Source organism: Bacillus sp. SB49, from assembly GCF_000469135.2.
Classification (GTDB): domain Bacteria; phylum Bacillota; class Bacilli; order Bacillales; family Halobacillaceae; genus Halobacillus.
In genome coordinates this window covers 2931714-2950709 of sequence record NZ_CP048117.1, presented here as the reverse complement: position 1 = coordinate 2950709, position 18996 = coordinate 2931714, and the positions used below count along the sequence as shown (strand labels likewise).

At 46.8% G+C, this 18996-nt stretch carries 13 protein-coding genes; 12 read left to right on the top strand and 1 reads right to left on the bottom strand.

Annotated elements, in window-relative coordinates; all coding sequences use genetic code 11:
- Window positions 1–139: 139 nt before the first annotated feature.
- From M662_RS15410 to M662_RS15355, 12 genes are all read left to right on the top strand, one after another.
- Window positions 140–571, top strand: a complete 432-nt coding sequence (locus M662_RS15410; RefSeq protein WP_008638690.1) for a VOC family protein — start codon at window positions 140–142, stop codon at window positions 569–571.
- 368 nt (window positions 572–939) lie between these two features.
- On the top strand, window positions 940–2553 hold the full coding sequence (locus tag M662_RS15405; RefSeq protein ID WP_026578119.1) for a DUF6583 family protein: 1614 nt from the start codon (window positions 940–942) through the stop codon (window positions 2551–2553).
- Window positions 2554–2592: 39 nt separating this feature from the next.
- Entirely contained in the window at window positions 2593–3807 is a 1215-nt protein-coding gene (locus tag M662_RS15400; protein ID WP_026578120.1) for an ABC transporter permease, read from the top strand.
- Window positions 3776–4801: an ABC transporter permease gene (locus M662_RS15395; protein ID WP_081694917.1), complete on the top strand. Its 1026-nt coding sequence runs from the start codon at window positions 3776–3778 to the stop codon at window positions 4799–4801. Before M662_RS15400 ends, M662_RS15395 begins: the two co-directional genes overlap by 32 nt.
- Window positions 4802–4816: 15 nt before the next feature.
- Window positions 4817–5542 (top strand): ABC transporter ATP-binding protein, encoded by a 726-nt coding sequence (locus M662_RS15390; RefSeq protein WP_008638697.1) that lies wholly within the window; start codon window positions 4817–4819, stop codon window positions 5540–5542.
- A 256-nt stretch (window positions 5543–5798) separates the two neighbouring features.
- Window positions 5799–9761 (top strand): cell wall-binding repeat-containing protein, encoded by a 3963-nt coding sequence (locus tag M662_RS15385; RefSeq protein WP_026578122.1) that lies wholly within the window; start codon window positions 5799–5801, stop codon window positions 9759–9761.
- Between the two features lie 30 nt (window positions 9762–9791).
- Window positions 9792–12263, top strand: coding sequence for a cell wall-binding repeat-containing protein (locus M662_RS15380; protein ID WP_026578123.1), 2472 nt, complete (start codon window positions 9792–9794; stop codon window positions 12261–12263).
- 253 nt (window positions 12264–12516) lie between these two features.
- On the top strand, window positions 12517–13701 hold the full coding sequence (gene pgsB, locus M662_RS15375) for a poly-gamma-glutamate synthase PgsB (protein ID WP_026578124.1): 1185 nt from the start codon (window positions 12517–12519) through the stop codon (window positions 13699–13701).
- A gap of 14 nt (window positions 13702–13715) precedes the next feature.
- Complete coding sequence (gene pgsC, locus M662_RS15370; RefSeq protein ID WP_008636774.1) at window positions 13716–14165, top strand: poly-gamma-glutamate biosynthesis protein PgsC; 450 nt, start codon at window positions 13716–13718, stop codon at window positions 14163–14165.
- A gap of 12 nt (window positions 14166–14177) precedes the next feature.
- The gene (locus M662_RS15365; RefSeq protein ID WP_008636772.1) at window positions 14178–15332 is read left to right on the top strand and encodes a CapA family protein; all 1155 of its coding nucleotides are present in this window, start codon (window positions 14178–14180) and stop codon (window positions 15330–15332) included.
- A 31-nt stretch (window positions 15333–15363) separates the two neighbouring features.
- On the top strand, window positions 15364–15702 hold the full coding sequence (locus tag M662_RS15360; RefSeq protein ID WP_026578125.1) for a hypothetical protein: 339 nt from the start codon (window positions 15364–15366) through the stop codon (window positions 15700–15702).
- Window positions 15703–15862: 160 nt separating this feature from the next.
- Window positions 15863–17512: a gamma-glutamyltransferase family protein gene (locus M662_RS15355; protein WP_026578126.1), complete on the top strand. Its 1650-nt coding sequence runs from the start codon at window positions 15863–15865 to the stop codon at window positions 17510–17512.
- Between the two features lie 66 nt (window positions 17513–17578).
- Here the strand turns inward: M662_RS15355 and M662_RS15350 are convergent, their stop codons facing one another.
- Entirely contained in the window at window positions 17579–18910 is a 1332-nt protein-coding gene (locus M662_RS15350; protein WP_026578127.1) for a hypothetical protein, read from the bottom strand.
- Between the last annotated feature and the right edge of the window lie 86 nt (window positions 18911–18996).

Sequence of the window (18996 nt, the reverse complement as noted above, 5' to 3'; positions counted from 1 at the left end):
ATTTTGAGTGTTATAAACCCAAGGCAAAAAACGGAACAATATTTTCGGAATAATAAAAATATAGGTGGCGTCCCGTCTTTTCTTGGTGTATCCTTAATAGGAACATACGTTCTTAAAAATTGAAGAAGGAGTGGTTGAAATGTCTATCAAATTGACCCCTTATTTAGTGTTCGACGGGAATGCAAGAGAGGCGCTGGCTTTTTATGAAGAAGCACTCCAGGGCCGTATAACAGGAATCATGAAGTTCAAGGACATGCCTGAAAACCCTGATCATCCACTGCCGGATGAAATGAAAGACCGGATTATGCATGCACAATTGAAAGCAGGAGAGGCAGACATCATGTTTTCGGATTCGTATCCCGGCATGTCTTTAAAACAGGGAGAAAACGTCCAATTGGCCATTCTTCCTGATGATGAGGAGACGGCGCAGCATATCTTCAACGCGCTTGCGGCGGAAGGGGAGACCATCATGCCTCTGCAGAAGACGGATTGGAGTCCGGTCTACGGGCAGGTAAAGGACAAGTTCGGCATCACATTCCAAATTAATGTGGATGAGGAACCTTCCAGCTGATCTTTACTTTCTTTTATTTGTGGGAGATACTGTCTGACTGTGTCTCCCTTTTCTCCTTCAATCCTTCAATATAACTCTCCAACATCAATTGTATAATAATGGTCATAAGCTCAGCTGCCCTCCGATAGGATAAATACGTGCTGACTTTTCCAGTCCCTCCGGTCCAAAATATGCTGAATAGATATTTAGTTGGATAATCCAGGCATATTTTTTGTATTTTTTTGCCGATTATGTGTAGGAATGGGGTATATATCGGTGTATAATGAGGAAGGTTTTTCAAGAAATATGGACATTTCTTGAAACTTTTCTCAAACGACTCACGTAAGTATAGTCAGAAATGGTATTAAAAAGAAGAAAGGGAGAGGTACATGAGCGAACAACCAAAGAAAAAAGGGATGAATAAGTGGTTAATTATCATCCTGACAGTCGTAGTTATTGCAGCAATCGGAGGAACGGCTTTTGCATTACTTAAAGAGAACAATCCTATGGTTATGTACATGGATGCTCAGAAGAATACGATCGATGAGCAGACAGAACGCATGGCTGAATACACAGAAGACCAGATGGAACTTGCAGACCGTCAAATGAAAGAAGCGTATAAGTCGGAAGGCACAGTGACAATGGATATGAATTTCCAAGGAGACCAGGTTCAACAGGTCTTCCCTGAAGTAGCGATGATTCAAGGGGTACTTTCAACCGTACAGTTGAATCTCGACAGCAAGTACAATCCTGAAACAAAGGAACTTTACGGAGGCATGGATCTGCAGATGCAGGGAAGCAGTTTGGCAAATGGTAACTTCTATCAGAGCGAAGATACTTTCGCTGCACAGGCTCCATTTGTATATGATAAGTATTTTGCATTCGGCAACGATCAGCTTGGTGATGTCCTTACCAAATACACAGGATCTTCCGAAGGTTTGGAAGAACTCCCTAATTTCGCTGAATATGCGCAGTCTCAAATGACGCAGGAAGAAGCGAAAGAAATGTTGACAGAGTATGCAGTAGCTTTGGGTAAAGAGTTGAAGCAGGATCAGTTCACGCTTTCTGAAGGCGAAGAATATGAAGGCGAGAAATATGATAAAGTAACGATTGAAATCAGTGAAAAAGAAGCGAAGCAGATGCTTGTTACCCTTCTTGAGAAAGTGAAAGAAGATGAGCGCATCCAGGATACGCTGGAACAGCAGGCAGCGCTTCAAGGAAATGTCGAAGGAGTTCAAATGGAAGACCTTCAGGCAGAGCTTGATAAAGCAATCGAAAATATCGACAAAGTTAAAATCCCTGGTGGAATCAATGGTGAAGCCTACATCAAGGACGATTTAGTAGCCCACCAGACTTGGACAATGAACATTGCTGATGATACGGACGAAACAATTAAGGTTGCAATCTCTAACGACTACATGAAGGATGGCGAAGATAAGTACACGTCTACCTTTGATGTTAACCTTTCCCCTGACAGTAAAGACGAGAGCATTGCTGTTAAGTATGAAGAGAAAGGTGAAGAGAAAGATAAAGGACTTCACGTTGATTATACAATCGGAGTGAAGTCAGACTTCGAGCAGGATAACTTTACAGCCGACCTTCTTTTGAACACGGACTATACGAACGAAGGTTCTAAGTCAGACTTCGAACTGAAACTTGGCGGAGAAGCTTTCGAACAGCAGGCAATGCCGGCGATTTCTGGATTTATTAACACGACTTCCAAGGAAGACGGCGACAATAAAGTCAACCAGAAAACAGATTTCGGTTTGAATCTGAGCATGGATGATCCTGCGATGGGCAATATGTCTGCAGACATTGAGTTCAATTTCGACAACAACTTGACGTTTACGGATGACCTTGAGTTCCCGGCACTGGAAGAGAACAACACAGTTCAGCTTATGGACGTTTCCGATGAGGAAATGATGCAGATTGGTCAAGAAGTTCAAATGAACTTCCAGGAACATCTTAACTCCATTATGGGCGGTTTCGGTGCAGGTTTCTAATCCGATGAACACCCTGAGTGAGAAAAGGAGGCAGGTCGTATGAATGGGTTCTCGTTATTGCGTTATGAAATGAGGGCAGCCGTCAAACGGCCTGCCCCTCTTTTTTTATCTATTGCTATTCCCTTACTATTGATCGTACTCGTAGCATTGATGCTTCAAAGCTTCGTAGAAGAAGGCGCAGAGCCTGTACGGGCGGCGGTGGTTGATGAGGACGATACGTTCCAGACAAAAGCACTTATCAATCAGCTTTCAGAAGAGAAGCGGCTGAGTCAGGCATTGACGCTTACCCCGATGGATGCGAAAGAGGCAGAAGCGGCTTTTGAACAAGGGGAGCTTGCCGGTGTCATGATGATTCCGGAAGGATTTACGAGCAGTCTGATGAACGGTGAGAATGATCCAATCGTTGTCATGACGAATGAAGACGATCCTGTGGATGCAACGATGCTTCAAGTACTTCTGGATAGTGGAGCCGACTACATATCGGCATCCCAGAGTGCTGTTAATGCTGTTTATGATTTAAGTATCCGCGAAATGCCTGAAGGGGAAAGAAGCAGACGGCTTCAGGAGGTCATCATAACTTATAGTTTATTCGCACTGGACCGGAACGATGTTTTTGAGGAAGAGATGGTGGTTTCAGGAGCCGGTATCGGATGGGAGAGGCATGCGTATCTCGCTGTTATGATGACGTTCATCTTCCTTTTTCTCGTTTGTTATCAGATGCTCGACGGAAACAGGGAAACAGGGTCCATTCTGATGAGGTGGCGGATGGCTGATATCACCTTTGTCCATTGGGTCATGGCAAAGCAGTGGAAATGGGGCTTTGTAACATTTGGAATGTTGGAGCTGCTCGTTGCAATCACTTCCCGCACAGATGCTGCATTGGTGCAGTCTCCGACCCTTCATCTTGGGCTTCTGCTTGCCGCATTGTGGATGTCTGCCTTTGCCGTTCTCCTCTTCTCTCTACAAATCCCGGCAGGCATGAGGTTCTTAATCTTATTTGTTATATCCATTATCGGTCTTTTAAGTGCTGGGGCATGGGTACCGAGAATTTATTTACCTGAGTGGCTGTCCCAGAACTGGAATCCTTATCAATTAAGTTATGATGTCTTTCAATCAGCTCTGCTCGATGAGGATGAACGGGGACATCTGACAGGCTTGGCTTTGTGGGGCGTAGGTTTGAACATTCTTGGCTTGGCGGCTGCATTATGGAGGGAGAAGCGGGATGCTTACTTATCTATCTTTACATCTAAATAAATGGAAGAAGCGCCCGGTTCTTTTTCTGCTGCTTTTCTTATTCCCACTTCTTTCGACATGTATTTTATATCCATTGCTTGAAAGGACAGCAGAAGAGACGGCTGTGCCGGTAGCCATTGCTGACGAGGATGACAGTTCCTACTCACGAATCATTCTCGAACGTCTTCAAGAGGCAGAACGGCTCCGTTTTACTGCTATGACGAAAGAAGAAGCAGAAAAAGCGGTAAGGAAAGGTACCATGGAGGCTGCCTTTATTTTGGAAAGCGGCCTTGAAGATACGATACGGCTTGGGCAGGTGGACAATGTCGTCACATGGATACGGGCGGATGAATCACTATTAGACGTTTTTGCTAAAGAGGCGGTTGGAGCTCAAGTTATGCGGCTTGCCCTCAATGCAAAAGCAGGGGTGGACGTCTCGGCAGCGAACGGCACGGCATCCTTTGAAGAAGCGTTTGCTTATTCGGAAGAGTTCTGGGAACCGGAGCCTTTGTTCCAAGTCCGCTTTACGGAACGATCCCCGGAAAATCCATCAATGGAAGCTCCTAAACTGGAAGGTTGGCAGGTGATGGTTATCCAATTATTCTTCTTGTACAGCTGGATGCTTGCTCTCTTCTTCCTTCGAACAATATTGGCTGACGATCGAGAAGGACGCCTTGATCGTATCCGATTGCTGCAGGGGACGACGACGCGCTATTTCTTTCATCATTTTCTATTATTCAGTTTAGTTGGAATTGGCAGCTTCGCTCTGAGTATCTGCGGACTCTTTTATTTCGCTGCTACTCCTCAAGAGTTAATCGAGGAGTGGGTCATCCGCAGTATCCTTGTATTCGCTGTCACTTTATTCATCACCTGGTGTTTATTCATGGGGACGGGGAGGAAGCGGTGGTCGATTCCTGTCTTACTGCTGCTTGCCCTCGCATCATTCATGCTGACCGTATCCGGAATCGGATACCTCGATATGTGGCCCCATTACTGGCTCGTGAAGAAATGGTAGGAAGGGAGTACAGTCATGATTCATTTACAAAACGTTTCCAAGAAATATAAGCGAAAAGAAGTGCTTGAACCGTTTACTCTGACGATTCGAGAGGGAAGCTCCGTCGGTGTCATTGGTCCAAACGGTGCCGGTAAGTCCACGTTTCTAAAGTTGGTTGCATCCCTCGATCGTCCTACGAAAGGAAAAGTCTTCTATGATGACATACCGTATGACAAGGCCGTGCGCCGTGTCCGGGCAGATATTGGTTACGTGCCACAGGACATTGCGCTCTATGAGGAATTGACAGTCAAAGAACAGATTTCCTTTTGGAGAAAACTGGAGAAGGGGAAGGTAGATGAAGGTTTTCTTCAGACGATGATCGAAATGCTGCGGCTTGACGAAGTGTACCAGCAGCGGGTGGATCGCCTTTCCGGGGGGTGGAAACGGAAAGTAAACTTATGCATCGGGCTGATGCGGAATCCTCGAATCTGTCTTTTGGATGAGCCTACGGCCGGCGTCGATCTTGCAGCAAAGGAGGATATTCTATCATGGTTAAGGCAGCTTCATGCAGATGGCAAGACGCTCATTTATATCAGTCATGACTGGTATGAATTAAAAACGTTGAGTGATGAGTTCCTTCTCTTTGCTGAAAAGAAACCGATCTTCCAAGGATCGCAGGCAGAGTGGATGGAAGGGAAGGAAGAACTGCTTAAGTCCTATGAATCTCACAAAGAGTTAAAGCGTATTCTTGAATTTTCATAAATGAGACTTATTGGAAGACAGGGTCGGATGAATCAAGTGTCATTTGGTGTAGAATCCTCTCACTTTTTGAGGGGCTTCCTTCTTTTTATATAGTTCCAATCAACCGGATTTCTTTCCTTAGGGAGGAATCCGGTTTTTTATAAACGGAAATATTCATTATTTTACTAATTTTTTATACAATTTACACTAATGTTACATTTAATGTTATATAATGAATATTGTTGCAGAAATTAAAATTAATATGGGAGGTTTTGTTTTGAAGAAGAACTACTTCGTACGCAGTGTGAGTTCTGTGGTTGTCGGTTCGCTCGTTCTTGGAGCTTTCACGCTTCCAGCCGGAAATGTCCGCGCAGAAGCACCGACCGCTGATGATCTGCTGATCTCAGAGTATATCGAAGGATCCTCGTTCAACAAAGCTTTGGAATTGTACAATGGGACAGGCAGCGACCTGGACTTGAGTGCCTTCACGCTAGAAACCTATTTTAATGGAAAAACAGTAGACCCCGCCGAGCTCCAGCTCGAAGGAACCCTCAAAGCTGGTGAAGTTTATGTAATCGCCCACGCGCAAGCAGGAAAAGAGATCATGAATGTCGCCGATACCACGAATTCGCAGGTCGCTAACTTCAATGGTGACGACGTCATCGTTCTGAAGAAGAACGGTGAAGTCATCGATTCAATCGGCCAGATTGGATCCACCGACAAATACGCACTAGATGTGACACTGACCAGGAAGACGGACAGCCTGGCAGGCGATGTCAATCCTGATGATGCTTTTGACACCAGCACCTCATTTAAAAGCCTACCAAAAGATACATTTACTCATTTAGGGAAATACCCGGATGATGCCGGTTCAGGTGATCCGGAAGATCCAGCTGCTCTCACAAGTATTGCGGATGCAAGAACGAATAACATTGGTACTGCAGTAAAAGTACAAGGTGTCGTGACAGCAATGTTCGAAGCCGGCGGCCAGACGAACGCATACATACAGGATGACACAGCAGGCATCATTGTCCGTGCTTCCGGTTTGAAGGCAAATGTCGGTGATGAAATAACAGCCGAAGGAAAGTTCGCAAGCTACTATGGAATGGCTCAGATTGAAACCGGCGGGGACAAAGTCGTCGTTACGACCCCTGCTAAAGGAGTACCGGCGCCTCAAGTCGTACAAGCGGCTGATTTTCAGGCAGAGTCCGGGGAAGCAATCGAAGGTGAATTCGTTCAAGTGGCTGATATAGAAGTTACTGGTGAGAACGACCGTGGAGACTTCATTGCCGAAGATGACAGCGGCGAGTTCCTGATCAGTCCGGCAACTGCTCTTGCTCTGGAAAGCGGTAAGACATACGAAAGGCTGCAAGGTGTCGTTAATTACAGCTTTGATGAGTACCGTCTCGTGCCGAGAGATGAGGGCGATATCATTGAGAAGCTCTTCTCCGTGACGGCCAGCCCGGGGAGCGGTACAGTCAGTACCGGGACGAAGGTTACTCTGCAGACGGCCCAGCCGGATGCAGCGATACATTATACAGTGGACGGAACATCTCCCTCAGCAGACAGCAAAGCCTATGAAGGACCGATTGAGCTTACCGAAGACACGGTAGTCAAGGCTGTCGTCGTGAAAGAAGACGGCGAAACGAGCGAAGTATCTACATTCTCCTATGATGTCTTGGATGTGGAGGATATTGCTATTCATGATATTCAAGGGGAAGCCCACAGCTCTCCTTATGAGGGAGTCAACGTATCAAGTGTCGGTGGCATCGTTACGGCTCTTGATGGAACGAACGGCTTTTACATGCAGGAACCTGATCCAGATGATAATGATGCAACATCAGAAGGAATCTATGTCTACGCGAAAGGTTCCGGTGTGAAAGTCGGCGATGAAGTGTCGGTAAACGGAGAAGTGAAGGAATGGCGGGAGGACGGTTATGATGATGCAGCAGACCTTCTGACGACGCAGATTACTTCCACGTCCGTCACGGTACAGTCCTCAGGCAATGATCTACCGGCCGCCATTGTTCTTGGAGAAGACAGAATCCCTCCAACGGTGACGATTAAAGAAGGAGACGCTTTTGATCCTGATAAAAACGGTTTGGACTTTTATGAAAGCCTGGAAGGAATGCGGGTGGAACTCAAGGATGCCACGGTCACCGGCCCACCTAAATATGACGAGCTCCCTGTCTATGTGAATACGAACGATGACCAGTTGTTTACAAATGCCGGAGGGCTGCTGGCTTCTCCTGAAGATTACAATCCGGAACGAATCCAGCTGGATGTGGATGGATTGGATGTCAACGCCAAAGTAGGAGACAAGTTGGATGGTTCTGTCACCGGAGTCGTCAGCTATGACTACAGTAATTTCAAAATCCGCCTGACGAGCGATTTTCCTGAAATTATTGATGGCGGAACAAAAAGAGAGACGACCAAGCTGGAAAATGTCGAAGATGAACTGAATATCGCGTCCTATAACGTGGAGAATTTCTCTGCATCCACAGATCAGGATAAAGTAAATAAAATTGCTGAGTCGATCAATGCGAACCTGAAACAGCCGGATATCATCGGACTTGTTGAAGTCCAGGATAACAACGGGGCTGAAGATGACGGGACGGTCGAAGCGGATGAGTCTTATCAGAAATTAATAGATGCCATTAAAGCGGATGGCGGGCCGGAGTATGCCTTTACGGACATCGCTCCTGTCGATAAACAGGACGGTGGTCAGCCGGGAGGAAACATTCGTGTCGGCTTCCTTTACAATCCCGACCGTGTAACGATGACAGATAAAAAGGACGGAGACGCGGAGACGGCTGTCGAAGTGTCGGAAGATGGATTAAGTCTGAATCCGGGCCGTGTCGATCCGATGAACGAAGCGTTTGAAGACTCACGGAAGTCCTTGGCGGCAGAATTTGAATTCCAAGGAGAAAAAGTAATTGTTGTTGCCAACCACTTCAATTCTAAAGGTGGAGACGATGCGCTCTTCGGTGCCAATCATCCTGTGGAGCTTGGAAGTGAAGTGCAGCGAATGAAGCAGGCAGCCGTTCTTAACGGTTTTGTCCAGGATGTTATAGACAACGTGGATGATGCGAACGTCGTCGTACTTGGAGACTTGAACGACTTTGAGTTTTCAATGCCGTTGGAAACGTTGAAAGGCGATATTTTAACAAACATGACAGAAATGCTGCCGATCACAGAACGTTATTCCTATAACTACCAGGGGAATGCCCAGGTGCTCGACCATATCCTGGTCAGCAATAACCTTGCCAAATTGGCGGAAATCGACAGTGTAAACATTAACTCAAATTTCTCTGAAGCAGACGGCAGAGCAAGTGACCACGATCCGATGCTTGCTCAATTGGAATTCGGTACGCAGGTAGAGCGCGTGTCTGGAGAAGACCGATATAAAACCGCTATTGAAGTATCTAAGCAGGGATGGGAGGAAGCAGATACCGTTGTTATTGCACGTGGAGACTCCTTCCCGGATGCTCTGGCAGGTGCACCGCTTGCCTTTAAAGAGGACGCACCGATTCTTTTAACGAAGTCGAAACGTCTTTCGGCTGAAGTGAAGGCGGAAATCGAACGGTTGGGTGCGAAGAAGGCCATTATCTTAGGTGGAACAGGCGCAGTATCTGACTATGTCGGGTACCAGCTTAAGGGAGAAGGCTTGTCCGTAGAACGGATCAAAGGTGCTGATCGATATGAAACAGCAGCGAACATCGCTGCCCGCCTGGACGGCAGCCCGGATAAAGCAGTCATAGCGGATGGGAGAAACTACCCGGATGCATTGTCAGCTGCCTCCTATGCAGCGGCCAACGGCTACCCGATTCTTCTGACTAAGACGGATAAACTGCCTGCGGAAACGAAACGTGCGTTGTCCGGTATGGAAGAGACCATCGTTCTCGGCGGAACGGCGGCAGTCAGTGAAGAGATCTTGAAGAAATTGCCGAATGCAACAAGGTACAGTGGTGCCACGCGTTATGATACGTCCGCAGAAATAGCTGGGAAACTGTTCGGAAAGACGAATCATGCCTTCGTCGCAACAGGAGCGGATTTTGCAGATGCGTTGACAGGTTCTGTTCTTGCAGCGAAGGAGAATGCCCCGATGCTGCTCGTGCAGAAACAGCAGATTCCTGAATCTATCGAACAAGTTATAGAAGAACAGGATTACAGTCAATATCACATTCTCGGTGGAACGAATGCGGTAAGTGATGATGTCATGGATGATTTAAAAGAGTAAATCATAACGATATAGGGGAGAGGTAGAACCATGAAGAAACTTAAACCATTGGCGGTTGTTGCTGCCACAGGAGCCATCGCTCTAGGTACGTTCGCTTTGCCATCGGGGGAAGTCCAGGCGGCAGAGGGGGATTTTGACTTAACCATCATGCACAGCAATGACACGCACGCGCATCTATCCAGTGTTGCCCGTAAGGTGACACTGGTCGATCAAATCCGTGCAGCGCGTGACAATTCCATTCTGCTGGATGCCGGGGATGTATTCTCCGGAACGCTTTTCTACAATCAGTACAAGGGTCTTGCTGATGTGAAGTTTATGAATATGATGGGCTATGATGCCATGGTCCCAGGAAACCATGAGTTCGACGACGGTCCTGAGCCGCTTGCCAACTTTATTGCGGAAGCAGATTTCCCAATTGTCAGTGCCAACATTGATTACAGCAAAAACGAACGATTGAATGCGGTATTCAAAAATGAAATCGGAAAACCGGGGGAAGCGGGAAACATTTATCCTGCAACGATCATTGATGTGGATGGCGAACAAGTCGGCGTATTCGGACTAACATCGGAAGAGACGGCATACCTATCTAATCCCGGAGAAACGATAGCTTTTGAAGATTACATTGAAAAAGCAGAAGAAACGGTGAAAATGCTTGAAGATGCGGGTGTAAACAAGGTCATCGCTTTAACACACGTCGGGGTCACTTATGATGACGACTTGGCTGAAAAAGTTGACGGCATCGACGTCATCATCGGCGGACACAGCCATACGCAGCTTGATGAGGCCGTTGTTTATGATGAGGGCGGAGAACCTACCATTGTCGTTCAAACGGGGGAATATAGTGAATTCCTTGGAGATCTTCAAGTAAGCTTCGACGAGGAAGGCGTCCTTACCAAGTGGGACGAGAACCTGATCGAAATTGACGCTAAGAACGAAGACGAGGAGTATATCATTGAGGCGGATCCTGAGGCGCAGGAGCTGCTGACCGAATTGGAAAAACCACTGGATGAGCTGAAACAGCAGGTGGTAGGAGAGACGACAGTTCCTCTGAACGGGGAACGGGCAGATGTCCGCCAGGGAGAGACCAACCTTGGGAACTTGATAACAGATTCCATGCTTTGGAAAGCACAAACGAGCGTTCCGGAAGCATCTATTGCCATTCATAACGGTGGAGGAATCCGTGCTTCCATTGATCAAGGTGAGATTACAATGGGTGAGGTATTGACGACAATGCCGTTTGCCAACAACCTTGTAACGCTTGATCTGACAGGAGACCAGATTCACCGTGCGCTTGAAAATGGTGTGAGCGATCTGGAAAACGGCGGCGGTCGTTTTGCCCACGTTTCCGGACTGCAGTACACGTTCGACCGCTCCAATGAAGTCGGTGAACGAATTGTCGATGTTAAAGTGAAGACGGACGACGGGTTTGAACCACTCGATCTGGACAAAGAATATACGATTGCGACGAACGCTTTCATTGCTGACGGCGGAGATGGCTATACAAGCTTCAAGGAAGCGAAAGATGCCGGTAAGATGAAAGAATTGTTCTTCGTTGACTATCAAGTATTCACGGAATATTTAGATGCAAAAGAAACCGTGTCCCCGAAAGAAGAAGGAAGAATCATCGAGAAGGCGACCGAGCGTGTTAAAGGAGCCGATCGTTATGAGACAGCCATCGAAATCTCGAAAAAAGGCTGGGATCACGCAGATACGGTTGTCATTGCACGGGGCGACGAATTCGCTGATGCCTTAGCTGGTGCGCCGCTTGCCTACCAGAAGGATGCGCCGATTCTTTTGACGAAGACAGATGGTCTGAGCAGTAAAGTGACAGAAGAAATCAAACGCCTTGGTGCGAAGAATGCGGTTATCCTTGGAGGTACTGGTGCCGTATCCAACTATGTGAAATATCAGCTTAACGGTATAGGGGTCCAGGTCGAGCGTATTTCCGGTAAGAACCGGTTCCAAACCGCTGCCGGTATCGCTGCCCGTCTTGGTGGAAATCCTGAGAACGTCATCGTAGCAGACGGCTTCAATTACCCAGATGCACTTGCAGTCGCTCCATACGCAGCGAAGGAAGGGTATCCGATTCTGTTATCTAAGACAGATAAGCTTCCTGCTATCACGAAGACAGCTCTCCGTGATTTCGACCAGAGTATCATCGTCGGTGGAACAAACGCTGTTTCGGAAGATGTAGAAGCTATGCTTCCTGCTCCGACCCGCTACAAAGGAGCCGATCGTTATGAAACAGCCTCCATCATTGCTGAGAAACTGACCGCACCAAAAGGGAAAACTTTTGTTGCGACAGGAGCGGATTTCGCTGATGCACTTACAGGGTCTGTCCTTGCTGCCAAACAAGATGCATCCATGCTTCTTGTCCGAAAAGACAAGCTGCCGGCAACGACAGAAGAAACAATCGAAAAACTTGATTTGAACAATTTCCAAGTCCTTGGCGGAACGAATGCCGTCAGTGATGAGGTAGCAGATCAATTAGAGCAGGAATAATATACTGGAAAAACCACCTTCCCAATGGGAGGTGGTTTTTTTGTATGGAAAATTCGGAATATAACATTCTTTTTGAATTGTTTATTAAAATTCTAAAATATCCCTCTTTTTTTAAGGGGGTTATTATTTATTATTCGACAAATAGTTATTTTCTATGAAACAGATATTGTAGAATACTATCACTTATTCTATAATAATTGAGGTTATTGTAGAGATTAGTAAAGAATTTACACCATAGAGGAAGTGAAAAGACATGTTACTTATTCCGATCGTATTGATTTTGGTTCTTGTCATTGGTGCCCTGGAGTGGCAGCAGCACAAGAAACATATCAATGCGCTCCCGATCCGTGTCAACGTGAACGGGGTTCGCGGAAAGTCAACCGTCACCCGCCTGATCACGGGGGTCGTTAAAGAAGCAGGTTATAAAACGATTGGAAAGACGACGGGAACATCCGCCCGCATGATTTTCTGGGATACACCGGAAGAACAGCCGATCAAGCGTCGTGCGGAGGGCCCGAATATCCGTGAACAGCGGATGGTTGTTAAAGAGGCGGCAGATCGCGGTGCAGAAGCGCTGATCAGTGAGTGTATGGCGGTTAACCCTGATTATCAAGTCACATTCCAGGAGAAAATGCTGCAGGCCAATATCGGGGTTATTGTCAATGTTTTGGAGGACCACATGGATGTGCTTGGGCCGACACTGGATGAAGTGGCGGATTCCTTTACAGCGACCATTCCATACAACGGACATTTGATCGTGACAGAAAGCCCTTATCTTGATATGTTTCGTGAAACAGCACAGGAACGTAATACTAAAGTTATTGTTGCAGATAATTCAAGAATACCGGATGACTTTCTGTTGAAGTTTGAGTATATGGTGTTTCCGGAAAATGCATCGCTTGCTCTTGCCGTAGCAGAAGCCATCGGTATCGATGAAGAGACCGCTTTCCGGGGAATGTTGAACGCTCAGCCCGATCCAGGGGCAATGCGTATTCTCCCACTTGGAAACTATGAAAATCCTTCCTACTTCGTCAACGGGTTCGCGGCAAATGATGCCACTTCGACGATTAATATATGGAAACGGGTCGAGTTTCTAGGCTATCCAACTGAAAATCCGATTGTCATTATGAACTGCCGGGAGGACCGGGTCGATCGTACAGAACAGTTTGCCGAAGATGTCCTTCCATACATTCCGACAGATACACTTGTGCTGATCGGAGAAACGACGGAGCCGATTGTACAAGCCGTTGAAGAAGGAAGCATCAGGGTCGAGAACTTTATCGATCTGGAAGGAAAGTCTACGGACGAGATTATGGACGTGTTGGCTGGAATGATGAACGGCCGTGTCCTTTATGGTGTCGGTAACATCCATGGTGCAGCCGAACCGATGATTGAGCAATTACAGGAATATAAGGTTCAAAAACCACAAGTCATCTAGGAGGAAACAGATAAATGTTCGGTTCTGATTTATATATATCCCTCGTTTTGGGAATCATCTTGAGTTTAATATTTGCAGAAAAAACAGGCGTCCTGCCTGCGGGTCTTGTCGTCCCAGGATATTTGGCCCTCGTTTTTGATCAGCCAATCTTCTTGGCTGTCGTCTTTTTCCTGAGTTTGTTAACCTATGTGATCGTTACATACGGTATATCCAAATTCACTATTCTATACGGCCGTAGGAAATTCGCAGCTATGCTCAGTACGGGAATTGTGCTGAAGCTGCTGTTTGACTTTCTATATCCTGTCGTACCATTCGAAATCATGGAATTCCGTGGGATCGGGGTCATCGTACCTGGGTTGATCGCAAATACGATGCAGAAGCAGGGACTCGTCTTGACGACGGTCAGTACCCTTCTGCTCAGCGGTTTGACCTTCCTGATCATGACGGTTTATTACCTGATATAGGGTGGATGTAAAATGTCAAAAAAACTAACCTTTCAAGAAAAGTATTTAAAGACGCTGAAGCGGCAGAAAAAATCAACGAACAAACATGTCTGGATTGCCCTTCTTATCCTTACCTTGTTTATCGTCGGATTCGAATGGCTTTATTCACCGTCCGCTCCGGAAGCGGAACAGAAAGAGGGTTCTACATTCCGAGCCTCTTTCGTTGGTGACATGATGTTCGGCCGCCACGTAACGGATGTCCGGGATAAAAATGGGACGGATTACTTATTTGAGAATGTTTCCCCTTATTTCCAATCGTCTGATTATGTTACGGGAAACTTTGAAAATGCGGTAACGCTTGGAGAAGAAGATGCCTACACGGAAACAGATAAAGCGATTCTGCTCCGTTCGAATGAGGAACCGATTGAAGCTTTGAAAGCGAACAACTTCACCAATATCAATCTGGCAAATAACCACACGATGGACTACGGTGAACAAGGCTTGCTGGATACGACAGCATCACTGAAGCAATCGGGACTCGACTATGTTGGGGCTGGGGAAGATTTAGGAGAAGCAGAAGCAATCGATTATCAGGAAATCAATGGAATGACTGTGGCAACGCTTGGCGTAACGGATGTGACGGTTCCTGGATTCCGTGCCCTTGAATTCGGAGCAGGTGTGGCTGTGTCGGACCTGGACAGCGTTCTTCCAAGGGTCAAGGAAGCCGAAGAGAATGCGGATATGGTCTTCGTCCATATCCACTGGGGAGCGGAATATGATAACGAGCCGCATCCGAGACAAGAGGAAATGGCGCATGCGATCGTCGATGCGGGAGCAGACGTAATCATCGGCCACCATCCACACGTCTTATCGCCTGTGGAAGTCTATGACGATTCCGTCATCTTTTACAGTCTGGGCAACTTCATTTTTGACCAGGGGTGGTCCCGTACAAGAGACAGTGCCCTTGTTCAATATGATTTGATGGAAGATGGGACCGGACGTTTTGAAATAAATCCGATGCGGATCCGGGAAGCGCGGCCTTCCTTGACGAAGAATCCGTACACGCAGAAGAAAATCTTCATGCAGCTGACTCGCGGTCAGCCGGACGATAACTATACAGAAGAGAACGGCAAGCTCGTCATAGAAGTAGATCATTCCGATATTCTGAAGGAACAGAAAGCGCGTTAATTTCATTTTTATCATAAGGAGCTTATAGATAATGAAACTAGTTAAATCAATCGTACCCTTTGCTTTGTTGGCTGCTGCTCTTGTTTTTATGACACAATTCAAACAGGTAGAATCTCTTTCAGCGAACGAGGAAGTGCATATTGAGACATTCCAGAAACAGCAGGAAGAAGCGGAAGCACAGCCTGTGACCAGAGGCTCTGATAATATGGAAGCTGTGTCGAATGAAGCAGAGAAAGAATACGCCATCACAAGCGACGGCAGTGTCGTCCGCGTCTATGATGAAGAAGGCCAGCAAGTCTATGAAACTTCCCTTGCCGATTGGGAAGCGAACAAAGCGGACTACTACGAAAAGTACCAGTTAGGGTCTTAATACCCAAAGCACATCGACAACGGTGTGCTTTTTTCGTCGTATTGTTCTTCCGGGAGAAATCGCTTATAATTAGGAACGTTATTTTTGCCACATAGTGTATTAAATTAATAGAAGCAGATGATAAGTCAGTGGCTATGGAAGAGGAAGGGAGCGCGAATGCTTGGAGAATAAAGGTATATTCATCACCTTATTTATCGTCGTCATTTTAGGCGTCGGTTTCATTTATTACAGTCAAGGAAAATTCGATTTCCTGAAAAGTGACGAAACGGATTATGAGGTCGAGTCAACACCGGCCTTGGAAACGGCGAATGGGTACGGGGTCAGCTCCTCCCATCCACTTGCAGTCAAAGTCGGTATGGAAGTATTGGAAAACGGCGGAAATGCTGTAGATGCCGCAGTAGCGGTCAGCTATACGCTGGGGGTCGTTGAGCCGTACGGTTCCGGAATCGGCGGTGGAGGAGAGATGCTCGTCCTGCCTTCCGGAGAAGAGACACCGGTTAACTATAAGTATAAAGAAATCGCTCCCCCATCCGGAGCTAAGCCGGCAAGTAATTTTGCCATTCCTGGTGTAGTCAAAGGGATGGAGGCTGTGCATGAGGACTATGGAACGGTGGATATGGCAGAACTGATCGAGCCTGCCATCGGGTATGCGGAGAACGGATTTGCCAACGACCGCTTCATCACGGAACGTTTGACGGCCGCTTCCTACAGGATGCGTGCTTCGGATACGCCGAACTTCTTCCCGGAAGGGCGTCCGATCCAGCCGAATGAAACGCTCGTCCAGAAGGATTTGGCTGAAACGCTGCGTTTGATTCAAAAGGACGGAGCAGATGCGTTTTACAATGGACCAATCGCAGATGAAATCGTTGCACATGTCGACGGTCTTAAAAAGAGTGATTTCACTTCCTATGAGATTCAAAAGGATGAAGCTGTTCACGGGAAGTTTGCCGGGTATGACGTGTATTCGGCAGCACCTCCTCTTGCAGGACCGACATTGATTCAGTCACTGCAGATGGCAGACATGCTTGATATTAAGAGTGCGCAGGGAAATGATGCGGACTTCATCCACTTAATTGGAGAAATATCGAAGCGGACGTATCATGATCGGTTGAGTGAAATAGCCGATCCCCGTTATTTTGACAATGACTTCGACAAGCTTACAGATATCGATTATGCAGAAGAGATGGCTTCGACTATTTCTATGGACCGATTGTCTGAAGATTACCAAGTCAACGATTCGGTAGCGGACGAAGAGGATGATGATAACACGACCCACTTTGTAGTTATTGATAAAGACGGAATGGTCGTTACGGCAACGCACTCACTGAGTAACTTTTTCGGGTCCGGTCAGAACGTCGCTGGTGTCTTTCTGAATGATACGATGCGGAATTTCAGCAAGAGCGAAACAGGTGCGAACAAGTATGAACCAGGGAAACACCCAAGGAGCTTTACAGCGCCGACGATACTGAGGAATGAAGATCAATTGATCGGAATCGGTACGCCGGGAGGAAAACGGATTCCAATGGTGTTGACACAAGTACTTACCAGAAACCTTGTGTATGAGGAACCGCTCGAGGATGCGGTCAAGGAACCGCGTTTCTACATCGAAGATGACGATATTTATGTCGAGAAGGAATTCGATGAGGAAACGAGGCAGAAGCTTACAGAACGTGGATACACCGTCCATTTGGAGGATTCTCCGTTCTATTACGGTGGAATCCAGGGGCTGGTCGTTGATAAGCAGAACAGCACCATGTACGGCGTCGGAGACGACCGCCGCGGTGGTGCCTGGCAGGTTAAAGAAGAGTAGGAATTTACTTTTGAAAGTCCAAAAAAAGCAGGAAGCCTTAGGCTTCCTGCTTTTTTCTATCTATGATTATGCGTTTGTTTTTTTACGGGCTACGGCGAAAGCTCCACCGACTGCAAGGACAGCTGCTGCCATCCATACCCACATGGACATGGAGTTGGAAGCTGTTCCACCCATACCTGTATCAGGCATTGTTTCAGGCATTACTTCAGAAGAGAATTTGTCCGGCATTTGTGTCGCGATTGCTCCGGAAAGAGCCGTTCCAATTGTGGACATACGTTTGAACCCTTCGTCGTATGTCTGGTAAGCCATTTCGTAATCTTCATCTATATAAGAAGAAACGACGTCAAGCACATCTTGTTCGTGAGCCATCAGTACTTGTTCAGCTGTTTCAGCAGGGAGGTTGCCTTCTGTTGCTGTCTCAAGGAAAGCACCCAGTTCTTTCGGGAAATCCTGAGTAAGGGACTGTTTCGCTGCGTCCGCTTTATCCATATCTTCGTTCATCATCGCCATACCAAGGTCTGCACTGTCTTTATACTGGGAAGCGAAGATATCAGCAAATTGTTGTGCGCCTTCCTCACCGTAGATAGAGGAAACGGCAGCTTTCATATCCATAGCGTTTTCTTCCAGTTTCTCTGTTACGATCTCTGCATCATCCGCACCTTGGGTCTGTTTCAGGCTTGTAAGTGTCTGGTAGCCGAAGTGTACACCCAGAAGCTGATTGAATGTCATGCGAAGGTCGGCAGCTGGTGTGACGGCTTTTGTATCATTGAACTTTTCAGGCATTTGCTTAACAATAGCGTCAGAAAGAGCTGTACCGATTGTGTACATGCGCTCGAAACCTTCATCAAACTGATTGTAAGCTTCTTCGTAGTTACCATTTACATAACTTGTTGCAACATCGATGACATCCTGCTCATGAGCCATCAATACTTCTGTTGCTGTTTCAGCTGGAAGATTGCCTTCTGTAGCTGTTCCAAGGAAGGCACCGAACTCTTTCGGGAAGTCTTCTGTAAGTGCTTGAGAAGCTTCTGTCGTGTCGCCGTCTTTCAGAGCTTGTCCCAATTGAGTGCTGTCTTCATACTGGGAGGAAAGGATGTCTGCGAACTGCTTCGCGCCTTCTTCCCCGTACAGGGACTCGATTGCAGCTGTCATTTCATCGGCATTTTTCTCGAGCATTTCACGGGCAACGTCAGCATCAGGAGCGTCCTGATAGGTTTTGATTGCTGTAAGTACTTGGTATTCAAAGTGAGCGGAAAGTAGACTGCTTAAGTCAGCTCTTAAATCAGCGGCCGGTGTTTGGACCGGTGTTTTCGCCTCATCCTTACTGTCTGCGAATGCGAGGGATGGAACCATAAGCATGACTGCCATCAATACGGCAAAAATTCGTTTAAACTTCATTGTTGTTTCCTCTCCTTTTTGAGTCTTATTTGTTTTCTTTCACTCAGCTATCGGAGAGGAGAGAAGCTTGGATCACTTTTTGACGA